Annotated in this window: 17 protein-coding genes and 1 riboswitch; of the genes, 8 read left to right on the forward strand and 9 right to left on the reverse strand. The window is 67.9% G+C overall.

Going from position 1 to position 21,012, the window contains the following annotated elements:
• Positions 1-37 precede the first annotated feature (37 nt).
• The 3 genes from QSJ19_RS14640 (at position 38) to gcvP (ending at position 4,655) form a co-directional block, all read left to right on the forward strand.
• On the forward strand, positions 38-547 hold the full coding sequence (locus tag QSJ19_RS14640; protein WP_286321405.1) for a bifunctional nuclease family protein: 510 nt from the start codon (positions 38-40) through the stop codon (positions 545-547).
• A gap of 263 nt (positions 548-810) precedes the next feature.
• Complete coding sequence (locus QSJ19_RS14645; protein WP_286321406.1) at positions 811-1,458, forward strand: MerR family transcriptional regulator; 648 nt, start codon at positions 811-813, stop codon at positions 1,456-1,458.
• A gap of 51 nt (positions 1,459-1,509) precedes the next feature.
• Positions 1,510-1,611: riboswitch (glycine riboswitch) on the forward strand.
• A 164-nt stretch (positions 1,612-1,775) separates the two neighbouring features.
• Complete coding sequence (gcvP, locus tag QSJ19_RS14650) at positions 1,776-4,655, forward strand: aminomethyl-transferring glycine dehydrogenase (RefSeq protein ID WP_286321407.1); 2,880 nt, start codon at positions 1,776-1,778, stop codon at positions 4,653-4,655.
• Positions 4,656-4,916: 261 nt separating this feature from the next.
• Here gcvP and QSJ19_RS14655 read toward each other — a convergent pair whose 3' ends face one another.
• The 9 genes from QSJ19_RS14655 to QSJ19_RS14695 form a co-directional block, all read right to left on the reverse strand.
• Positions 4,917-6,182, reverse strand: a complete 1,266-nt coding sequence (locus tag QSJ19_RS14655; protein WP_286321408.1) for a type 2 periplasmic-binding domain-containing protein — start codon at positions 6,180-6,182, stop codon at positions 4,917-4,919.
• A gap of 126 nt (positions 6,183-6,308) precedes the next feature.
• Entirely contained in the window at positions 6,309-8,474 is a 2,166-nt protein-coding gene (locus QSJ19_RS14660) for a malate synthase G (protein WP_286321409.1), read from the reverse strand.
• 115 nt (positions 8,475-8,589) lie between these two features.
• A complete protein-coding gene (locus QSJ19_RS14665) occupies positions 8,590-9,492 on the reverse strand; it encodes a 3-methyladenine DNA glycosylase (RefSeq protein ID WP_286321411.1) in 903 nt (300 codons plus the stop codon).
• 4 nt (positions 9,493-9,496) lie between these two features.
• On the reverse strand, positions 9,497-10,576 hold the full coding sequence (locus QSJ19_RS14670; RefSeq protein WP_286321412.1) for a hemolysin family protein: 1,080 nt from the start codon (positions 10,574-10,576) through the stop codon (positions 9,497-9,499).
• Complete coding sequence (locus QSJ19_RS14675; RefSeq protein ID WP_286321413.1) at positions 10,566-12,068, reverse strand: hemolysin family protein; 1,503 nt, start codon at positions 12,066-12,068, stop codon at positions 10,566-10,568. Before QSJ19_RS14675 ends, QSJ19_RS14670 begins: the two co-directional genes overlap by 11 nt.
• Before the next feature lie 3 nt (positions 12,069-12,071).
• Positions 12,072-13,505, reverse strand: a complete 1,434-nt coding sequence (gene guaB1 / locus QSJ19_RS14680; RefSeq protein ID WP_286321414.1) for a GMP reductase — start codon at positions 13,503-13,505, stop codon at positions 12,072-12,074.
• A gap of 19 nt (positions 13,506-13,524) precedes the next feature.
• Positions 13,525-14,994, reverse strand: a complete 1,470-nt coding sequence (gnd, locus tag QSJ19_RS14685) for an NADP-dependent phosphogluconate dehydrogenase (RefSeq protein WP_286321415.1) — start codon at positions 14,992-14,994, stop codon at positions 13,525-13,527.
• Positions 14,995-15,047: 53 nt separating this feature from the next.
• Positions 15,048-15,998: a M56 family metallopeptidase gene (locus tag QSJ19_RS14690; protein ID WP_286321416.1), complete on the reverse strand. Its 951-nt coding sequence runs from the start codon at positions 15,996-15,998 to the stop codon at positions 15,048-15,050.
• A gap of 71 nt (positions 15,999-16,069) precedes the next feature.
• Positions 16,070-16,468 (reverse strand): BlaI/MecI/CopY family transcriptional regulator, encoded by a 399-nt coding sequence (locus QSJ19_RS14695; protein WP_286321418.1) that lies wholly within the window; start codon positions 16,466-16,468, stop codon positions 16,070-16,072.
• A gap of 313 nt (positions 16,469-16,781) precedes the next feature.
• Here QSJ19_RS14695 and QSJ19_RS14700 point away from each other — a divergent pair, with 313 nt between their 5' ends.
• The 5 genes from QSJ19_RS14700 to QSJ19_RS14720 all read left to right on the forward strand — a co-directional run bounded on the left by QSJ19_RS14700 (position 16,782) and on the right by QSJ19_RS14720 (position 20,971).
• On the forward strand, positions 16,782-17,240 hold the full coding sequence (locus QSJ19_RS14700; protein WP_286321419.1) for a PaaI family thioesterase: 459 nt from the start codon (positions 16,782-16,784) through the stop codon (positions 17,238-17,240).
• Positions 17,237-18,484, forward strand: coding sequence for a DUF6986 family protein (locus QSJ19_RS14705; RefSeq protein ID WP_286321421.1), 1,248 nt, complete (start codon positions 17,237-17,239; stop codon positions 18,482-18,484). Before QSJ19_RS14700 ends, QSJ19_RS14705 begins: the two co-directional genes overlap by 4 nt.
• Before the next feature lie 117 nt (positions 18,485-18,601).
• Positions 18,602-18,904, forward strand: a complete 303-nt coding sequence (locus tag QSJ19_RS14710) for an urease subunit gamma (RefSeq protein WP_286321422.1) — start codon at positions 18,602-18,604, stop codon at positions 18,902-18,904.
• A gap of 16 nt (positions 18,905-18,920) precedes the next feature.
• Positions 18,921-19,250 (forward strand): urease subunit beta, encoded by a 330-nt coding sequence (locus QSJ19_RS14715; protein WP_286321423.1) that lies wholly within the window; start codon positions 18,921-18,923, stop codon positions 19,248-19,250.
• Entirely contained in the window at positions 19,250-20,971 is a 1,722-nt protein-coding gene (locus QSJ19_RS14720) for an urease subunit alpha (RefSeq protein ID WP_286321424.1), read from the forward strand. The genes QSJ19_RS14715 and QSJ19_RS14720 overlap by 1 nt, the downstream gene beginning before the upstream one ends.
• Positions 20,972-21,012: the final 41 nt, after the last annotated feature.

Below are 21,012 nucleotides of genomic sequence, written 5' to 3' on the forward strand. Positions count from 1 at the left end.
CGAGATGACATCCGGAGATCAAGGAAGCGGGTGCTAGATGGGCGAGATGCGAGTCGTGGGCATTCGGGTCGAGCCGCCGCAGAGTCAGCCGGTGCTACTGCTCCGGGAGATCGACGGTGAACGCTATCTCCCGATCTGGATCGGCCAGAGCGAGGCGGCGTCGATCGCGCTGCAGCAGAAGGGGATCGAACCCCCACGTCCCCTGACTCACGATCTGATCGTGAACCTCATCGCCGAGTTCGGACAGACCTTGCAGGAGGTCCGGATCGTCGACATGCAGGAGGGCACGTTCTACGCGGAGATGGTCTTCGGTGACGATCTCCGTGTGTCGGCGCGGCCGTCGGATTCCATCGCCGTCGCCATGCGCGCCGGCGTCCCGATCATCGCCGACGAGACCGTGCTGACCGACGCCGGTCTGCTCATCCCCGAGGAGGAGGGTGAGGAGCCGGGCACGTCGTCGAACACGAAAGAGGACGAGGTCGAGAAGTTCAAGGAGTTCCTCGACAACGTGTCCCCGGACGATTTCAAGGCGAGCGGCGGGGCCTGACGCGGCTGCGATCGCGTGGCGTCCGGTAACGGAACGGCCACCGCGAGGTCACCGTTTGCTCGATCTCAAGTTGAGGTCGAGGTTTCACCGCGCGTCGCATTGATCGGTGGTCACCGCCGACCTACCGTCGACACGTCGCCCGATTTCAGCGGGGACGGAGAACGATCGACCGTCAGGCGCGTACTGTTGAAGCAGTCCTCGAGACGACTGCTCGGGGTTTCGGTGTCTGTCGAGTCGATCCAGGCGTTGCGAGGGAGTCTGCAGTGGGCGATCAGCCGTTCGACGACGAGGTGACGTCAGCGACGGACACGGCATCGGATCAAGGCGACGAGGGCGTGCGCCCACAGACCGCGACCCAGGGCAGTCTCGACGACATTGCACCCGGCTTGTTCCCGAACGACACCGTGCCCGACGATCTGGTCGGGTATCGGGTTCCGAGTGCGTGCCAGATCGCCGGCATCACCTACCGTCAGCTCGACTACTGGGCACGGACGTCGCTGGTGGTCCCGTCCATCCGTGGCGCTGCCGGATCCGGCAGCCAGCGGCTGTACTCCTTCAAGGACATCCTGGTCCTCAAGATCGTCAAGCGGCTGCTCGACACCGGCATCTCGTTGCAGAACATCCGGGTGGCCGTCGATCATCTGCGTCAGCGCGGTGTCGAAGACCTCGCGCGCATCACCCTCTTCTCCGACGGCACCACCGTCTACGAATGCACGTCCGCCGAGGAGGTCGTCGACCTCCTGCAGGGTGGCCAGGGCGTCTTCGGTATCGCGGTGAGTGGGGCCATGCGCGAATTGAGTGGGACCATCGCGGACTTCCCCGGCGAACGCGCCGACGGCGGCGTGACCGAGACGGCTCCGGAGGACGAACTGGCCGCACGTCGCAAGACCCGGACCCGCCGCACCGGCTAGTGCGGGCGTCGAGCTGCAGAGACTTCCCCTACCCGTATACTGGGTGAACGCCGCTGCGTCGCGGGAGAGAGTCACCGTTCGGGTTCGAGGTGGCCGCCGAAGGAGCAACACCTCCTCGTCAAACTCTCAGGCACCCAGGACCGTGATGTTTGACGGCGTCTCTGGAAAGAGACCTGGGGTGACCCGGGTCCGCCCACGGTGAAAGGTCCCGACGCCCGGTGTCGACGGCCGAATCTCTCAGGCGCCCACGGAGTCCGTTCGCGGACCCGGGCATGACAGAGGGGGAGGGCCGCAGACCGCCGAGAGGTAGACCTGTCATGCCCACCACTCCTGTGTCCGGATCCACCGCGCGCGACGTCTTCGTCGACCGCCACGTCGGTCCCGATGCCGACGAGACCCGCAGAATCCTCGACACGCTCGGTGTCGCCTCGCTCGACGACCTCGCCTCCCAGGTTGTTCCGGCCGTCATCGCGGATGCGCCGGGAGACAACGGACTCCAGGCGCTGCCGGCTGCGATGGACGAACATGCGATCCACGAGCGGCTTGCCGCTCTCGCCGGACGGAACGTGGTCGCGCGATCGATGATCGGGCTCGGCTATCACGACACGTACACGCCGCGGGTCATCCTGCGCAACGTCCTCGAGGACCCGGCCTGGTACACCGCGTACACGCCGTACCAGCCCGAGATCAGCCAGGGCCGCCTCGAGGCACTGCTCAACTTCCAGACGATGGTCGCCGACCTCACGGGCATGGAGGTGTCGGGGGCATCGATGCTCGACGAGGCGACCGCGGCCGCCGAGGCGATGACCCTGATGCGTCGCGCCGGCAAGGCGACCTCGCCGCGGCTCGTCGTCGACGCCGATCTCTTCCCGCAGACGCGTGCAGTGCTCGAGACCCGCGCCGAGCCGCTCGGCATCGAGATCGTCGAGGCGTCCCTACACCCCGGACTGCCCGGATGTGGACTGCCCGACGGTGACTTCTTCGGCGCGATCCTGCAAGTACCGGGCGCATCCGGCCGCGTGCTCGACGTGGCGCCGATCATCGACGCCGTGCACGAGCGTGGTGCACTCGTGTCGGTCGGCGCCGATCTGCTGGCACTGACCCTGATCACCCCGCCCGGCGAGCAGGGCGCAGACGTCTGCTTCGGCACGACCCAACGATTCGGTGTCCCGATGGGATACGGCGGGCCGCACGCCGGCTATCTGGCCGTTCATTCCGCGCACGCGCGGCAGCTGCCCGGGCGGCTCGTCGGCGTGTCCAAGGACGTCGACGGCAACCTCGCATATCGGCTCGCGCTGCAGACCCGTGAGCAGCACATCCGCCGGGAGAAGGCCACCAGCAACATCTGTACGGCGCAGGTCCTGCTCGCCGTCGTCGCCGCCATGTTCGCGTCGTATCACGGCGCCGAGGGACTGCGGACGATCGCACGGCGCGTCCACGAACACGCGGCGCATCTCGCCGACCGCCTGAGCACGGCGGGATTCTCCGTCGCCCACGCGTCGTTCTTCGACACCGTCGTCGTCCGCACACCGGGTCGGGCGGACACCGTGATCGCCCACGCCAAACGCGACGGCAACATCAACCTCCGCCGGGTCGACGCCGATTCGGTGGGCATCGCCTGTGACGAGACGACCACCGACGCCGACATCGACGCCGTCCTGCGCGCGTTCAGCGCCTCCGGTGCTCGCCGTCAATCGTTCGCTCAGCCCATCGAGAACAGGCACAGCGACTTCCTGACGCATCCGGCGTTCAACCGGTACCGCACCGAGACGGCCATGTTGCGCTACCTGCGTGCGCTGTCGGACAAGGACATAGCCCTCGATCGCAGCATGATACCGCTGGGGTCGTGCACGATGAAGCTCAACGCGACTGCCGAGATGGAACCGATCACGTGGCCCGGGTTCGCCCGACTCCATCCGTTCGCGCCGGCGTCGGACACCGTAGGAATCCGCGAATTGATCGCGACGTTGGAGAGCTGGCTGGTCGACATCACCGGATACGACCGGGTCAGCATGCAGCCGAACGCCGGCTCGCAGGGCGAGTTCGCCGGACTGCTGGCGATCCGGCGCTATCACCTCAGCCGCGGCGACGATGCACGTGATGTGTGTCTGATCCCCTCCAGCGCCCACGGCACCAACGCGGCGTCGGCGGTCATGGCCGGCCTGCGGGTGGTCGTCGTCCGCTGCCGTGAGAACGGTGATGTCGACGTCGACGACCTGCGGGCCAAGATCGAGAAGCATCGGGATGCGTTGGCCGCCATCATGATCACGTATCCGTCGACGCACGGGGTCTTCGAGCACGACATCGAGGACATCTGTGCCGCCGTCCACGACGCGGGCGGGCAGGTCTATGTCGACGGTGCCAATCTGAATGCGCTGGTGGGCGTGGCGCGCCCGGGGCGCTTCGGCGGGGATGTCAGCCATCTCAACCTGCACAAGACGTTCTGCATCCCGCACGGCGGGGGCGGACCCGGCGTCGGTCCGGTCGCCGTGCGTGCACATCTCGCCGAGTTCCTGCCGGGCCACCCGCTGGCCGACGATCTGCCGGCCGACGGCACGGTGTCGGCGGCCCCGTACGGGTCGGCGTCGATCCTGCCGATCACCTACGCCTACATCGCGATGATGGGTGCCGACGGCCTGCGGCGCGCGACACTCACCGCGATCGCGTCGGCCAACTACATCGCCCGGCGCCTCGCCGACCACTTCCCGGTGCTCTACGCGGGCGAAGGCGGCTTCGTGGCGCACGAGTGCATCCTGGATCTGCGACCACTGACGAAGGCGACCGAGATGACCGTCGACGATGTCGCAAAACGTCTGGCCGACTATGGTTTTCACGCGCCGACGATGAGTTTCCCGGTGGCCGGGACGCTCATGGTCGAGCCGACCGAGAGCGAGAACCTCGACGAACTCGACGCCTTCTGCGATGCGATGATCGCGATCCGCGCGGAGATCGACCGGGTCGGCGCGGGGGAGTGGCCGGTCGAGGACAATCCGCTGCGCGGCGCTCCGCACACCGCTGAGACACTCGTCGGGGACTGGGATCATCCGTACAGCCGGGAGATCGCGGTCTACCCCCTCGGCCTGCCGTCGGCGGGTGGCCGGACCAAGGTGTGGCCGGCGGTGCGGCGCATCGACAATGCCTTCGGTGACCGGAATCTGGTGTGCAGCTGTCCGCCGATCGAGGCATTCGGCAGCTGACAGCCCCCTTCGAGCCGGTCCGGATCGCGCCGACCGTGTCCAGAATTCTGCCGACCGTGTCCGGGCTCATCGTCGATCGGGTCGCGCAAGTCGGCAAGTGTGCCCGCATCCGCCGACGTCTCTGGACCGCGACGCGAATCCGGGCACGATCGGCGGAATTCTGGACACGGTCGGCGAAATACAGGGCACGGTCAACGCGGTGGGACGAGTTGGGCCGGGACGAGTGGCGCGGGCGGATATGGGCAGCCGCCTCGATACAGGTCAGCCACCCGACGCCGGGCTGGTGGCGCCCGTCGCGGGCGGCGAGGTGACCGGGGCGGGTGGACCGCTGTCGGGTCCGAAGACGAGCCGGTTGATGGTCACGGTGGCCGCAGGTTCCGGAGTCGGCATCGGGTCGTCGGTCACCGGGAAGGTGACGGTCGCCGTCGGGGCGGGCATCGGCGCGTCGGCGCGGAATCCGAGCGCGGTGAGGGTGGCCAATTGTGCCGGGTCGGTGACGAATTCGAAGAACTCAGCGATCGCGTCGGTCTGTTCGGGGCTGACCTGCGATCCGGCCATCCGGATGATCGGATAGTCGGCGATCGGCGTCGGCCCGCCGGGAACGACCTCGGTCAGGCGGGCGGTGGTGTCGGTCCGGGTCAGCTGATACAGCGCCTGTTCGGTGATCGCCACCGCGTGGATCGGCGAGGCCGCCGCGTTGCCTGCCTCTGCGATCGACCGAGCCGCCCCCACCGGCGTGCCGTCAGGTGACTGCGGGGCACCCGATTGCATGGCGTCGATGCTCGACGCCACGCGTGGCGAACTCGCGTCCTGCTCGGTGAGCGTCCCGTTGGTGCGGGTGACCCCCATCGCCACGGCCTGAGCGGACAGTGCGGTGGCATCGGATTGCGCGCCGGTCGGCATCGCCAGTCGCAGCGATCCCCAATCGTCGAGGCCGACGGTGGAGAGGCTCCCGTTGCGGCGCTGCAGAGTCGGCAGTTGCTGCCAATCGAGCTCACCGTCGAAGGCCTTGGCCAACGGCGGGGCGGTGGCCAACACGACCGGGGACCTGACCAGCGAAGTCGGTCTGCCGTCGACGGCTGCGGGACGGGCGGTGGTCAGGTCGTCCGCCCAGATCGACGACTGGGGAATCCACGCGGCCGGATACGGACCCATGGACCGGGTATCCCAGGTACCGGATGCGATCCCGTCCAGGGTGATCTTCGCATCGCCCGGACGAACGGCGATCGTGACGCAATGATCACGGACCACCGGCCCGGTCTGTGCATACTTCTCGGCGATTGTGCTCAGCGCGCCGGCCACATCGGGATCGGCGATCACCGGGACGGTGGTCTTGCCCTCCACACAGTTTCCTGCGGCCTGATCACCCTGGCGATCGATCCGATCACCGAGTTGCGCCCAGACCACGACGAGTGCTGCGACGAGGACGATGGCCAGCAACGATCCGACCAGCCCACGGCTGACCCCGCGCGGCCCACTTCGCCGACGCGCCCCCGTGTGACCGTCGGAACTCCGATGGTGTGCCAACCCCCTGCCTCCCGCCGCTCGCGTCGTGGACGCCCCGGTCAGGCGACCGCGGCGACAACCGAGACGATAGCGGAGAACAATCCCGCCGACATCACTGCATGGGCCGCAGGGGTGGCCGGCGGTCGATCAGGCGTTGGCGGCCTTGTACTCGCGCCGCTTGCGATGCAGGATCGGCTCGGTGTAGCCGCTCGGCTGCTTCGCACCTTCGAGGATAAGCTCCTTGGCCGCCTGGAAGGCGATGTTCGAGCCGAAGTCCGGGGCCATCGGCCGGTACGTGGGGTCCCCGGCGTTCTGCCGGTCGACGACGGGTGCCATGCGTTCGAGCGCGGCGGTGATGTCGTCGGCGGTGACGATCCCGTGATGCAGCCAGTTCGCCAGCAGCTGGCTGGAGATCCGCAGGGTGGCGCGGTCCTCCATCAGGGCGACGTCGTGGATGTCGGGAACCTTCGAGCACCCGACGCCCTGATCGATCCAGCGGACGACGTATCCCAGGATCGACTGGCAGTTGTTGTCGAGTTCCTGCTGCTTCTCCTCGTCCGACCAGTACGTGCTCGGTGCGAGCGGGATGGTGAGGATGTCGTCGACCGAGGCGGGATCACGCTTGGCGATCTCGTCCTGCCGCTCGAACACGTCGATCAGGTGGTAGTGCAGTGCGTGCAGGGTCGCCGCTGTCGGGGAGGGCACCCAGGCGGTGTTCGCGCCGGCCTTCGGGTGGCCGATCTTCTGCTCGAGCATGTCCGCCATCAGGTCGGGCATGGCCCACATGCCCTTGCCGATCTGGGCCTTGTGCTGCAGTCCCGCGGCCAGGCCGGTGTCGACGTTGAAGTCCTCGTAGGCCGCAATCCACTTCTGCTGCTTCATCTCGCCCTTGCGGACCATCGCACCGGCCTCCATGGAGGTGTGGATCTCGTCGCCGGTGCGGTCGAGGAAGCCGGTGTTGATGAAGACGACCCGGTTCTCGGCGGCCTTGATGCAGGCCTTCAGGTTGACCGTGGTGCGTCGTTCCTCATCCATGATGCCGACCTTGAGGGTGTTCTCGGGCAGTCCGAGGACCTGCTCCACGCGACCGAACAGCTCCACGGTGAACGCGACCTCGTCGGGGCCGTGCATCTTCGGCTTGACGATGTAGATCGACCCGGTCCGCGAGTTCTGCAGTCCTTCGGAGGACATCCCGTGGATGCCGATCAAGGACGTGAACAGACCGTCGAGGATGCCCTCGGGGACCTCGTTGCCGTCGGCGTCGAGGATCGCGTCGTTGGTCATCAGGTGACCGACGTTGCGCACGAACAGCAATGAACGTCCGTGCAGGTCGAACGACGTCCCGTCGGGTGCGGCGTAGTCCCGGTTGCCGTTGAGGACGCGGGTGAAGGTCTTGTCGCCCTTGGTGACGTCCTCGGAGAGGTCACCCCGGTTCAGGCCCAGCCAGTTGCGGTAGCCGAGGACCTTGTCGTCGGCGTCGACGGCGGCCACGGAGTCCTCGAAGTCCATGATCGTCGTGATCGCCGATTCCACGACGACATCCTTGATGCCCGCCGGGTCGGTCTGCCCGATCGGCGATGCCGGATCGATCTCGATGTCGAGGTAGAGGCCGTTGTGGCGCAAGAGGATCGACGACGGTGAGGTCGGCTCGCCGCGGTAACCGGCGAACGCCGCGGGGTCGGCCAGGGTCGAGGTGGAACCGTCGGCGAGGGTGACCTGCACGGCGCCGTCGACCACGGCGAATGACGTGACGTCGGTGTAGCTGCACTGCTCGAGGGGGACGGCCTTGTCGAGGAAGTCCTTGGCGTAGGCGATGACCTTGTCGCCGCGGACCTTGTTGTAGGACGAGCCCTTCTCGGCGCCGTCGGTTTCCGGGATGGCGTCGGTGCCGTAGAGCGCGTCGTAGAGTGAGCCCCAGCGCGCGTTGGAGGCGTTCAGCGCGAATCGTGCGTTGAGGACGGGAACGACAAGCTGCGGGCCGGCGGTCTCGGCGATCTCACGGTCGACGTTCTGGGTGCCGATCTGGAAGTCGGCCGGGACGTCGGCCAAGTACCCGATGTCGGTCAGGAACGCCTTGTAGGTGGCGAGGTCGGCGTCCTTGTCGGCGCGATGCCAGTTGTCGATCTTCGACTGCAGATCGTCTCGAACGGCGAGCAATTCGCGGTTGCGGGGGGCCAGGTCGGTGATCACCGACGCCGCACCCGACCAGAAGCTGTCCTGGTCTACGCCGGTACCGGGCAACGCCTCGTTGTTGATGAAGTCGTACAGGACGGAAGCGACCTGCAGCCCGTTGACGGTGATCCGGTCAGACATGACAGCCTTTCTCCAGCGGTGAATCGAGAAGGTCGATAATCGACACAGTCATGCTACTCGCCGGTAATCCCCCGTCGTACGGGTGTCCCGGCCAGGTCCGGGTCTGTCCGGACGGTCAGGTGCCGACCTCGATCGAACCCGCGGCACGCAGCAGGTGCTCGCATCGTCGGGCCACCTCCTCGCGCAGGTCGGCCCCGTCGTCGGCGATCAGGGACTGCTCGCGCACATACCGTGCCCGCCCGGTGGGCGTCTCGATCGCGACGGCCGGATAACCGAGGTCGCTCAGGTCGTACGGCCCCGCCCGCATGTCGAGTTCGCGTGCCCGCAGTGCCAGCGCGAACGCGCGCAGGGTCAGATCGGAGTCGATCAGCGGTGTGAGCGAGAAGCAGGCGCGATAGAGGTCCATGGTCGCGTGCAGGCACCCGGGTTGCTCGTCGGCCATCTGGTCATCGCGGGTGAGTACCGTCTCGTTGCGCGGACGTGCGTCCGGCGTGAAGAACCGGAACGCGTCGAAGTGGGTGCACCGCAACGACATCGAATCGACGACCGCATCGGTGTCGCGCGCCCCGAGGCGCAGTGGTAGATCGTGCCGGGTATCGTCGGTCCGGTAGACCATCGCCCACTCGTGCAGTCCGAAGCAGCCCAGCCGCGCGGGCCGCGAGGCGGTTGCGCGCAGCAACGCGGCGGTCGCGCCCAGCGCCCCGATCCGATCGCGGAGATGGGTGGGATCGACCGACACGCCGTGATCGGCGCGGTGATAGCCGCGCAGACCGAGGAACTCGTCGGCGTCCTCGAGGACGACATCAGGTCCCGGATGCCACCGCAGTACGTGTGCCGGACGCGACGAGTAGTAGGTGAACAGGAAGTCGATCACCGGGTGCTTCACACCGCGACGGCGGTTCCGGAGATACGGTCCGATGAGATCGTCGACACGCTCGCGGTGCCGGTCGCGCAGTCCGCGCCATTCGTCGGGACACAGGTGAGTCCGGAGCGTCGTCGGGGAGGATGAACCGCTCACGACGTCACACCCGGTGCGTCTCGTCGCGGACAGTGCCGACGAACTCCTCGACGAGATCGGCGAGGGCGACGACACCCACGGTCCGTCCGCTGTCGGCGACCACCGCGCCGAGGTGGGCGCTGATCCGACGCAACGCGCCGGTGGCCTCGTCCAGCGGTGTCGTCGAGGCGATGACGGGCAGGGGCCTGATCTTGTCGATGCCGATGATCGTGTCCGGTCCGACACGCTCGTCGAGGATCTCGTCGAGTACGTCCTTGAGGTGGAGATATCCGGTGAACGTGCCGTCGGGGCCACGGACCGGGAACCGGGAGAAGCCGGTGTCGCTGACGGCATGCTCGACGGCACCCAGTGTCGGTCCCACCCCACCGGTGGCACTGTCGACCTCGACGGACACGCTGCGCATTTGATCGAGCGGGATCATGACCTCGCTGACGGTGCGGCCGACCGACTGCAGGGCTCGGGTCAGGCGTTCGTGTTCCTCGGCATCGATCAGGCCCTCCTGCTTGGACTCGACGATCATCTGGGCCAGCTCGCCGGGCGAGACGCTCGACGCCAACTCGTCCTTCGGATGCACACGCATCAGGCGCAGGGAGATGTTCGCGAGCCAGTTGTAGAACGCGATGAGGGGACGCACGAGCCGGATGAACATGAGATGTGCGGGTACGAGCAGCATCGCCGACGACTCGGGTCCGGCGAGCGCGATGTTCTTCGGGACCATCTCGCCGATCAGGATGTGCAGCACCACCACGAGGGCCAACGCGATCGCGAACGAGATCGGATGCAGCAGTCCGTCGGGGACCCGCGCGAGATGCAGCGGCTCCTCGATGAGGTGCGCGACGGCGGGTTCACCGACCCGACCCAGCAGGATCGAGCAGATCGTGATGCCGAGCTGGGCGCCGGCGAGCATCAACGACAATCGTTCCCCGGCACGGATCACCGTGCGGGCCCGCTTTTTCCCGGCTTCCTCGAGGGCCTCGAGACGATCGCGTCGCGCCGAGATCAGCGAGAACTCGGCCCCGACGAAGAACGCATTACCCGCGAGCAGGACGAGGGTGAGGACGACTCCCCAGATGTCACCTCCCATCCTCGGCACCTCCTGTCCGCGGCGGACCCGACTCCGCACCCTTCGCCTCGGTGCCTCCTGACCCGGCGTCGCCTGCCGTGCTGTCGCCGGGATCGCGTGTGTCGTCCGCGTCGGAGGGTCGTGGTTCCGTGGCCGGTCGCAGCGAGACCACGTCGATCCGCCGACCGTCCATGTGGGTGACGGTGGCGCGCCACTGGGTGTCGCTGCCGGGCGGCAGGCCGTCGTCCTCGTCGTCGCCGTCGAGCGGGGCCGTCCGGTTCGGCAGGTCGACGGTGTCGCCGACCTCGGGGATGCGGCCGAGGCAGTACATGATCAGGCCACCCAGGGTGTCGTAGGAGCCCTCCGGGGCGCGGTAGCCTGTCGCCGAGGTGACCTCGTCGATCCGCAGCAGTCCCGAGCACAGGTATCCGTCGCCGTCCTCGGCGATGTCGGCGCGTTCCTGGTCGTGTTCGTCGGTGACGTCGCCGAGGATCTCCTCGATCAGATCCTCCGTGGTGACGATGCCCGCGGTACCGCCGTACTCGTCGATGACCACACACAGTTCCATGCCGTCTGCCCGGATTTGTTCCATCAGCGAGTCGCCGTCGAGGCTGGCCGGGACGCGGGGGACCGGGCGGGCGATCGACTCGACGGTGGTGCCGGCCGCTCGCTCGGGCGCCACGGTGAACGCCTGCTTGATGTGCACTACACCGACCAGGTCGTCGAGATCGCCGTCGATCACGACGGGGAACCGGGAATGCCCGGTCCGCGACGACGCCATGACCAGATCACGGATGGTGTCCTCTCGGTCGAGGCACTCGACGGTGACCCGCGGGGTCATCAGGTCCTCTGCGGTGAGTTCGCCGAACTTGAGCGACCGGTCCACGAGCGCCGCGGTGTTCTCGTCGATCGAGCCCTGCCGCGCCGAGTTCCGCACCAGCGACACCAGCTCCTGCGGGGAGCGGGCCGACCGGAGTTCCTCGGCGGGTTCGATGCCGAGCCGGCGCACGAGCCAGTTGGCCGAACCGTTCAGGCCGTTGATGGCCCATCGGAATGCCGCCGAGAAGATCGTCATGGGCCCTGCGGTCGCACGGGCGACCGCGAGTGGTTTCGCGATGGCGAGATTCTTGGGGATCAGCTCGCCGAGCACCATCGACAGCGAGGTGGCGATGACCAGCGCGAGCGCCAGTGAGGTGCCCGACGCGACCGACTCGCTCAGCCCGAGGCCGCTCAACGCCGGGTCGAGGATGCGGGCCAGGACCGGCTCGGCGATGTAGCCGGTGATCAGCGTTGTGATGGTGATGCCGAGTTGAGCACCCGACAGCTGGAAGGACAGGGTCGAATGTGCGCGCTGGACCAACCGCGATCGACGGTCGTCCCGGGTCTCGACGTCGTCGGAGATCGTCGAACGCTCCAGCGCCGTGAGTGAGAACTCCGCCGCGACGAACAGCGCCGTACCCAGCGTGAGAGCGACGAATCCGACGAGACTGGCGACGAGGAGGAGGGTCTGCACCCGTCACCACCCGCCGGGCAGCGGCCGTCCTTCGGCGAAGCCGGCGGCCGACTGCACGCCCAGCACGACCTTGTCGTGCAGCTCACGCAACGTTCTCGCGCCGGTGTAGGTGGCGGTGCTGCGCACACCCGAGCAGATGTGGTCGACGAGGTCCTCGACGCTGGGCCGCTCGGGGTCGAGACGGATTCGCGAACTCGAGATCCCTTCCTCGAACAACGACTTCCGCGCCCGGTCGTAGGCGCCGTCGTTGGCCGACCGCGCCGCGACGGCCCGCTTGGACGCCATCCCGAAACTGACCTTGTACTTGCCGCCGGCGTCCTCGTGCAGGTCGCCGGGGGATTCGTAGGTTCCGGCGAACCAGGAGCCGATCATCACGTTCGACGCACCGGCCGCGATCGCCAGTGCGACGTCGCGGGGATGCCGGACGCCACCGTCGGCCCAGACATGTGCGCCGCGCTCGCGCGCCACTGCGGCACATTCGGCGACCGCCGAGAACTGCGGTCTGCCCACCCCCGTCATCATGCGGGTGGTGCACATCGCGCCCGGGCCCACGCCGACCTTGATGATCGACGCGCCCGCGTCGAGCAGGTCCGTGGTGCCCTGAGCGGACACGACGTTGCCGGCCGCGATCGGTACGCCGGGGTCCGCCGCGGCGACGGCCTCGAGCGCGGAGAGCATCTTCTCCTGATGGCCGTGTGCGGTGTCGATGACGAGCAGGTCGGCGCCGGCCTCGGCCAGTGCCTTCGCCTTGCCGACGACGTCGCCGTTGATCCCGACCGCCGCCGCTATCCGCAATCGACCCTGCGCGTCGACGTTCGGCTCATAGATCCCATGGCGGAGTGCGCCGACCCGCGACAGCACACCCACCAGGCGGCCGTCGTCGTCGACGAGGACGGCGAGGCCGAGGTGAAGATCGCCGAGAGCCTCGAACACCTCACGCGGGGGTGTGGCGGCGTGCAGGGTGACCACATCGCGGTCGACGACATCGCGGACTCGGGAGAACCGGTCGACGTCGTGGCACCGTCTCTCGGTGACGATCCCGATCGGACGCCCTTCCTCGACGACGACGGCGGCACCGTGCGCCCGTTTCGGGATGAGCGCCAAGGCATCCGACACCGAGTCCTCGGCGGTGAGCGTCACCGGGGTGTCCGCGACGAGGTGACGGGACTTGACGTGGTCGATCGAGTCCGCGACCGCAGATATCGGCAGATCCTGCGGCAGGACGACGAGACCGCCCCTGCGGGCGACCGTCTCGGCCATCCGTTTGCCGGCCACCGCCGTCATGTTCGCGACCACGATCGGGATGGTGGTGCCGCTCCCGTCGACGGTCGACATGTCGACGTCGAAGCGGGAGACGACATCCGACCGATTCGGGACGATGAACAGGTCGTCGTAGGTCAGATCGTGGGTGGGCCGGTGGCCCTCGACGAATCTCACAGTGGTCTGTCGACCCCTCTCACTCCGTCACTTCGGACCGGTCACCGCTCCACAGGGTGTGGAACGTGCCGGGCTTGTCGATGCGCTGGTAGGTGTGCGCGCCGAAGAAGTCGCGCAGGCCCTGCGTCAGTGCCGCCGGAAGACGTTCGGATCGCAACGCGTCGTAGTACGACAGCGATGACGCGAAGGCCGGGACCGGGATGCCCATCAGGGTGGCGGTCGACACGACCCGTCGCCAGCTGTCGACGGCGTCCTCGACGGCACTGCGGAAGTACGGGGCGAGCAGCAGGCTCGGCAGGTCGGGGTTCTCCGCGTAGGCATCGCGGATGCGATTGAGGAACTTCGCGCGGATGATGCAGCCGCCACGCCAGATGGTGGCGAGGTCGCCGGGTTTGACGTTCCAGTCGTATTCGGCGCTGCCCGCGGCGATCTGGTCGAATCCCTGGGCGTAGGCGACCACCTTCGACGCATACAGCGCCTTGTTGATGTCGTCGATGAAGGTCGTCGCGTCGGTCGGGGCAGCGGCGAGGGTGCCGGATTCGAGGACCTGGGCTTGCTTGCGCTGATCGGTGGCGCTCGACAATGCGCGCGCGAACACCGCCTCGGCGATGCCGGTGGTCGGGATGCCCAGGTCGAGTGCCGATTTCACGGTCCAGCGTCCCGTGCCCTTCTGGCCCGCGGCATCGACGATGACATCGACGAGTGGCTTGCCGGTCTCGGCGTCGACCTGCGAGAGCACCTCGGCGGTGATCTCCACGAGGTAGCTGTCGAGGTCGCCGGAGTTCCACTCGCGGAAGACGTCGGCGATGTCGGCGACCGGCATGTCGAGGGCCTTGCGCATCAGGTCGTAGGCCTCGCCGATGAGCTGCATGTCGGCGTACTCGATGCCGTTGTGGACCATCTTGACGAAGTGTCCGCTGCCGTCGGGGCCGATGTGGGTACAGCACGGTTCACCGTCGACATGTGCGGAGATCGACTCGAGCAGCGGGCCGAGGGATGCGTACGACTCGACAGGTCCGCCGGGCATGATCGACGGCCCGTTGAGGGCACCCTCCTCGCCACCGGAGATGCCGGCGCCGACGAAGTTGAGACCGCGCTCGGACATCGCCGCCTCGCGACGGATGGTGTCGGTGTAGAGCGAGTTGCCGCCGTCGATGATGATGTCGCCCTGCTCCATCAGGCCCGCCAGCTCCTCGATGACCGCGTCGGTCGGGTCGCCGGCCTTCACCATGATCAGCACCCGCCGCGGGCGCTCGAGCGCGGCGACGAACTCCTTCATCGTCTCGGTACGGATGAACGATCCCTCGGAGCCGTGGTCGGCGATGAGCGCGTCGGTCTTGGCGATGCTGCGGTTGTGCAGCGCGACCGTGTAACCGTGGCGCGCGAAGTTCCGGGCGATGTTGGAGCCCATGACGGCCAGACCGGTCACACCGATCTGGGCCTTCGTCGAGTCAGGAGAGTCGGAACCGGACACGGGGGAAGTGGTCATGGCACAAGCCTATTGCCTCGGCGATCGCGCCACGAGCGGGAGGGTGCGGAGAGTCACGCCGCCGAGATCAGCCGGCTCAACTCGGTCAGCCATGGGATCGCGACGGCTGTCGTCGGGACGACGAGGATGGCCGCCGCCCCTGTGTAGGCCAGGATCGCGATCAGTCTGGTGGGCCGTTCGTCGCGGAGTCGGTGCACACGGGCGAGGGTGGTCGGTCCTCCCACGGCCATCGCGCCCCGTGGTGCGACGGCGTCGGCACATGCGACGAGCGCACGCCCGAGGGTCGTCGGTGCGGTCGCACGGACGGCCTGGTCGTCGGCGAGGGCCTCGACCAGCAGCTCCACCGCGCCCAGCGCGGAACTGCTCCGGACGAATCGCGGGAACGCCTCGTGGAAGGCGATGAAAGCCTCGAGGACCAGGTCATGACGTGCACGCAGGTGTGCACGTTCGTGGGCGAGTACAGCGGTCAACTCGTCGCGCGACAACCGGGCCACGACGCCCTCGCTGACGACCACCCGCTGGCGCAGGCCGGGCAGGCAGTAGGCGAGCGGCTGCTCGACGTCGATCATGCGCACGTCACTCGCGAACAGCGGGTGCGTCGCGTCGCTGCGGTCACAGCGATCGAGGATGTCGATGAGTTGCCGGTGTGCGTAGCGCCGGGCGCGGGTGCGGACACCGACGCGGATGACGGTGTACATGAGTCGTGCGCCGACCAGGAGGGTGAGCGCGAACACGCCGACGAGCGCCAGCCACACGGGCAGGCCGAGTCGCTCGATCTCATGCAGCGGGTTGGTGGTCGGCGTCCCGTCCGCTCCGGGGGCGAGCAGGTTCGCGGCGATGGCGAGACCGCAACTGAAGGCGGAGAGAACCCCGGCGAGGGCGATCGCCTGCCACAGCGTCATCGCTGCCCGTGGAGCTTTGATCGGCCAGGACGCGCGGGACAAGGCCTCTGCGGCAGGACCGACCAGTACCAGGGTCAGGATGCCGAAGAAGAGCGCGGTCATCGAAACTGTCCTTGCGGTGGGCTGTGTGTGGGCGCTGGGGTGGAGACGCTTGGGAGTCGTGTGGGGCGAATCTATCCTGTCTCGCCCGTTCCCCGGGCGGCTTCGAGTTCATCGAGCGCGTGGCGCAGCGCGGCGGCCTCGTCGGCGCCGACCCTCCCGACGAAGGACACGAGGGCGGCGTGCCGCGAGCCCGGCGCGTCCGCCTCGCTGAGCGCGTCGACCATGAGGCTGGCGACGAGGTCTTCCCGCGGGTGCGTCGGCACGTACTTGTGCGCGCGGTCGTCGCGGATCTGGGTCACGAGATTCTTCTTCGCCAGACGCTGCAGGACGGTCATCACCGTCGTGTAGGCCAGCGACCGGTCGCGCGAGAGGTTCTCGTGGACCTGTCGCACCGTCTGGGGCGTCGGACTCTCCCACAACGTGTCCATCACAGCGCGTTCGAGGTCGCCCAGCCCGTTCATTCTTCGCATTTTACTTCCGCTTCTCCTGCTCGCACATCTCGCCTGCACTTCGTGTTCCCGGCCTGTTCACGTCGCTTTTTGACAACCCCCTTGACAATGTTGGTAAGGCTACCCTACATTGAGAGTCACGTCGGACCGAGCGAGAGTCCTGAGGGCTGCAGAGACCCCCGGTCCACGCCGCGATAGGCCCCATGCTGCTAACGCAGCGTGGGGCCTATCGGTTCCTCGGGGAAGGTTTGTGCGCAGCGAGCGCGGATTCCCGGACAGTTGTACCGAGGCCCTTGTCGCGCCCCGGCGGGACAGTCGTGACAATCTCGTGGGTATGACCGTTGAGAACGAACAGTTGATCAAGGAGACCTTCGGCCGGGGCTTCGACAACGCACTCGGACTGCGTCTGCTCGAAGTCGGCGAAGACCGGGTGGTGGCCACCTTGGAGCTGTCGGCGACACACCATCAGCCGTTCGGCATCGTGCACGGCGGTGTCTACTGCGCGATCGCCGAGAGCACCGCGAGCATCAGCGCGTTCACCTGGCTCCAGGCCACCGGGATCGGCGGCACCGCGGTCGGGGTCAACAACAACACCGACTTCATCAAGTCGGTCAGTACGGGCACGATCACGGTCACGACCTCACCGGTGCACCGCGGCCGCAGGCAACAACTCTGGCGGGTGGCCATCACCGACGCCGACGACCGTCTGATCGCTTCCTCACAAGTGCGGCTGCAGAACATCGAACTGCCCGAGGGGGCCGGGTTGCCGACCGCCCCGACATCGGGCGCATGACGATCCGCGCGATCTCCGACGACGAGCGCTCCCGTCTCGACGAGCTTCTCGCACCGGTCGATGCGGATCTGGCCGTGCACTTCCCGGGCGATCGCGCCGCAGGTCAGCCGGTGCACACCGCGTACGTGAGTGCCGCCGACATCGCGGTCGACACCCCGGCTATCTGGGGCGAGAGCGCCCTCGCCGTCGCCGACTCGGCCGCCGATGTCCTGGCCGAACTGGCGGGCGGGGATGCGACCGTCGTCGACCTCGCGCGAGCCCGATTGCGGGACAACCCGATCGACGATCTGCGGATCGACCTCGAGGACGGCTACGGATGGCGTGACGACGACGTGGAGGACGCTCACGCGCGTCGGGCCGGTGAGGTGCTGGCGGCGTGGACCGGGCGGCGACCGCACGCCCCGCGTTGCGCCGGTGTCCGGGCCAAGGGCCTCGGTGAGCGTGAACGGGCACGGGGTCTGCGCACCCTGGAGCTGGTCCTCGACGCGGCCGGCGGCGTTCCCGACGGCTTCGTGTTCACGGTGCCGAAGCTGCGCGACATCCGACAGGTCGATGCGGTCAACCATCTGTGTGGCGCGTTCGAGCGCGCGCACGGTCTCGACGAGGGAGCCCTGCGGTACGAGTTGCAGGTCGAGATCCCGCAGGCGGTGCTGGGTCCGGACGGACGTGCGACCGTCGCCGAGGCGATCCATCGCGGACGCCCGCGCCTGTCCGGATTGCACTACGGCACATACGATTACAGCGCCGCTTGCGGAATCGTCTCGGCGCAGCAGTCGTTGGCCCACCCAGTGGCCGACCACGCCAAGGCCACGATGCAGGCCGCAGCGGCGCAGACCGGTGTGTGGGTGAGCGACGGTTCGACGCAGGTCGTCCCGGTCGGTTCCGCCGACCAGGTCGCCTCGGCCCTCCGGCGGCACCACGCGCTCGTGATCCGCTCGCTGGAGCGGGGAATCTATCAGGGCTGGGACATGCATCCTGGGCATCTGGTGACCCGGTGGTCGGCGGTGATCGGGTTCTTCCGGTCCGCCATGCCGACGGCGGCGCAGCGGCTCCAGTCGTACTTCGACCGCCGCAGCGGTGATGTCGTCGACGAGCCCGCGACGGCGATGTCCCTGGCGCTGGTGCTCGACCGCGGTCTCGCCGCGGGTGCGTTCACCGCGCAGGAGGTCGTCGGCGTCGCGCCGCTGTGCACCGCCGGCCGGCTGGGCGAGCTGCGAGCGGCGGCCGGGGGTCTGCGCGCTTGACGCGCCGCCCCGACGGTGGCGTGGCACTATGTCCCTACGACAGCGCCGGGTCAGGGTGCGCGTCGTCCCGGATGGATACCGGCGTGAACCGGATCCGTGTCGCTAGGAGAGTATCTGGTGCGTCTGTCACCGCATGAACAGGAGCGGTTGCTCATTTCCTATGCCGCAGAGCTGGCGCGACGTCGGCAGGGCCGCGGCCTGAGGCTCAATCACCCCGAGGCGGTCGCCGTCATCACCGACCACGTGCTCGAAGGGGCCCGGGACGGACGGTCGGTCGCGGAGCTGATGTCCTCGGGGCGTGAGGTTCTCGGTCGCGACGAGGTCATGGACGGTGTGCCGGAGATGCTGCACGACGTGCAGGTCGAGGCGACGTTCCCGGACGGTACCAAGCTGGTCACCGTGCACAATCCGATCGACTAGCCGGCGGAGGTCATCGATGTCGAGAACACAGCCGCCGGTCGTGCCCGGGGAGATCTTCCCCGCCGCAGGCACGATCGAGCTGAACGACGGCGCAGACGTGATCACGCTCGCCGTGGTCAACACCGGGGACCGGCCGGTGCAGGTGGGCAGTCACGTCCATTTCCCGCAATCCAACCGCGCGTTGGACTTCGACCGGTCGGCGGCGCGCGGCCGTCGCCTCGACATCCCTGCGGGAACCGCCGTCCGGTTCGAGCCGGGCATCGAGATGACAGTCTCGCTCGTCCCGCTGGGCGGAACACGCGAGGTCCACGGCATCTCGCTCGACGCACCGGGAAGGCTCGACTGATGGCGACGCTGGGACGTGACAGGTACGCGCAACTGTTCGGGCCGACGGTCGGCGACCGGATCCGGTTGGCGGACACCGATCTGCTGATCGAGGTCACCGAGGATCGGTGCGGTGGACCGGGACTCGCCGGCGACGAGGCGGTGTTCGGCGGCGGCAAGGTGATCCGGGAATCGATGGGTCAGAGCCGGGCCACCCGTGCCGACGGGGCGCCGGACACCGTGATCACCGGCGTGGTCGTCCTCGACCACTGGGGGATCATCAAGGCGGACATCGGTATTCGTGACGGCCGGATCACCGCGATGGGCAAGGCGGGCAATCCGGACACCATGGACGGGGTACACCCCGACCTCGTGATCGGGCCGTCGACTGAGATCATCGCGGGCAACGGGAAGATCCTCACCGCGGGTGGGATCGACTGCCACGTCCACTTCATCTGCCCGCAGATCATGGACGAGGCGCTCGGGAACGGCATCACCACCCTCATCGGGGGCGGGACCGGACCGGCCGAGGGCAGCAAGGCGACCACGGTGACCCCGGGCGCGTGGCACCTGCGCTCGATCCTGGCGGCCACCGACCACTGGCCGATGAACATCGCACTGCTGGGCAAGGGCAACACGGTCTCCGCCGCGGCCATGCATGAGCAGATCCGCGCCGGCGCATCGGGTTTCAAACTGCATGAGGACTGGGGGAGTACCCCCGCCGCGATCGACGCGTGTCTGCGCGTCGCCGACGAGACCGGCGTTCAGGTGGCGTTGCACTCGGACACCCTCAACGAGGCCGGGTTCGTCGAACAGACGATCGGTGCCATCGCGGGTCGTAGCATCCACGCGTACCACACCGAGGGCGCCGGAGGCGGACACGCGCCCGACATCATGACCGTGGCCTCGCATCCCAACGTGCTGCCGAGTTCGACCAACCCGACCAGGCCGCACACGGTCAACACCCTCGACGAGCACCTCGACATGCTCATGGTCTGTCACCATCTGAACCCGACCGTGCCCGAAGACCTGGCGTTCGCCGAGAGCCGCATCCGTCCGTCGACGATCGCCGCCGAGGACCTGCTCCACGATCTGGGTGCGATCTCGATGATCGGTTCGGACTCGCAGGCGATGGGTCGGATCGGGGAGGTGGTGCTGCGGACCTGGCAGACCGCGCACGTCCTCAAGGTCAAACGAGGTCCGCTCCCCGGCGACGGTGTCGCCGACAACACGCGCGCACGACGCTACATCGCGAAGTACACGATCTGTCCGGCGATCGCGCACGGTTTCGATGACGAGATCGGGTCGATCGAGACCGGCAAACTCGCCGACCTCGTCTTGTGGGATCCGGCGTTCTTCGGTGTCCGGCCGGATCTGGTGATCAAGGGCGGTGCCATCGCGTGGGCCGCGATGGGTGACGCCAATGCCAGCATTCCCACCCCGCAGCCGGTATTGCCGCGACCGATGTTCGGCGCCGCCCCGAAGACCGCGGCTGCGACCTCGATCAGCTTCGTCGCACAGGGTGGGATCGACGCGGGCCTCGAGGAGACACTCGGACTCGATCGCCGTCTCGTCGCGGTGCGCAACACCCGCGGGATCGGCAAAGCCGACATGATCAACAACTCCGCCACCCCGGACATCACCGTCGAGCCCGACACGTTCACCGTCCGGGTCGACGGCGAGGTCTGGGACAGCGAGCCCGTCTCCGAACTGCCGATGGCGCAACGGTACTTCCTCTTCTGAAGATGTCACGTCGACACCGGAGACCACATGGATTCCCTGAC

It is taken from the genome of Gordonia sp. ABSL11-1 (genome assembly GCF_030315685.1).
Classification (GTDB): Bacteria; Actinomycetota; Actinomycetes; order Mycobacteriales; family Mycobacteriaceae; genus Gordonia.

Coding starts and splice junctions, on each gene's coding strand:
- QSJ19_RS14640 (WP_286321405.1), top strand. CDS start 38: ATGGGCGAGATGCGAGTCGTGGGCATTCGGGTCGAGCCGCCGCAGAGT.
- gcvP (WP_286321407.1), top strand. CDS start 1,776: ATGCCCACCACTCCTGTGTCCGGATCCACCGCGCGCGACGTCTTCGTC.
- QSJ19_RS14660 (WP_286321409.1), bottom strand. CDS start 8,474: ATGTCTGACCGGATCACCGTCAACGGGCTGCAGGTCGCTTCCGTCCTG.
- QSJ19_RS14670 (WP_286321412.1), bottom strand. CDS start 10,576: ATGGGAGGTGACATCTGGGGAGTCGTCCTCACCCTCGTCCTGCTCGCG.
- gnd (WP_286321415.1), bottom strand. CDS start 14,994: ATGACCACTTCCCCCGTGTCCGGTTCCGACTCTCCTGACTCGACGAAG.
- QSJ19_RS14690 (WP_286321416.1), bottom strand. CDS start 15,998: ATGACCGCGCTCTTCTTCGGCATCCTGACCCTGGTACTGGTCGGTCCT.
- QSJ19_RS14695 (WP_286321418.1), bottom strand. CDS start 16,468: ATGCGAAGAATGAACGGGCTGGGCGACCTCGAACGCGCTGTGATGGAC.
- QSJ19_RS14700 (WP_286321419.1), top strand. CDS start 16,782: ATGACCGTTGAGAACGAACAGTTGATCAAGGAGACCTTCGGCCGGGGC.
- QSJ19_RS14705 (WP_286321421.1), top strand. CDS start 17,237: ATGACGATCCGCGCGATCTCCGACGACGAGCGCTCCCGTCTCGACGAG.
- QSJ19_RS14715 (WP_286321423.1), top strand. CDS start 18,921: ATGTCGAGAACACAGCCGCCGGTCGTGCCCGGGGAGATCTTCCCCGCC.
- QSJ19_RS14720 (WP_286321424.1), top strand. CDS start 19,250: ATGGCGACGCTGGGACGTGACAGGTACGCGCAACTGTTCGGGCCGACG.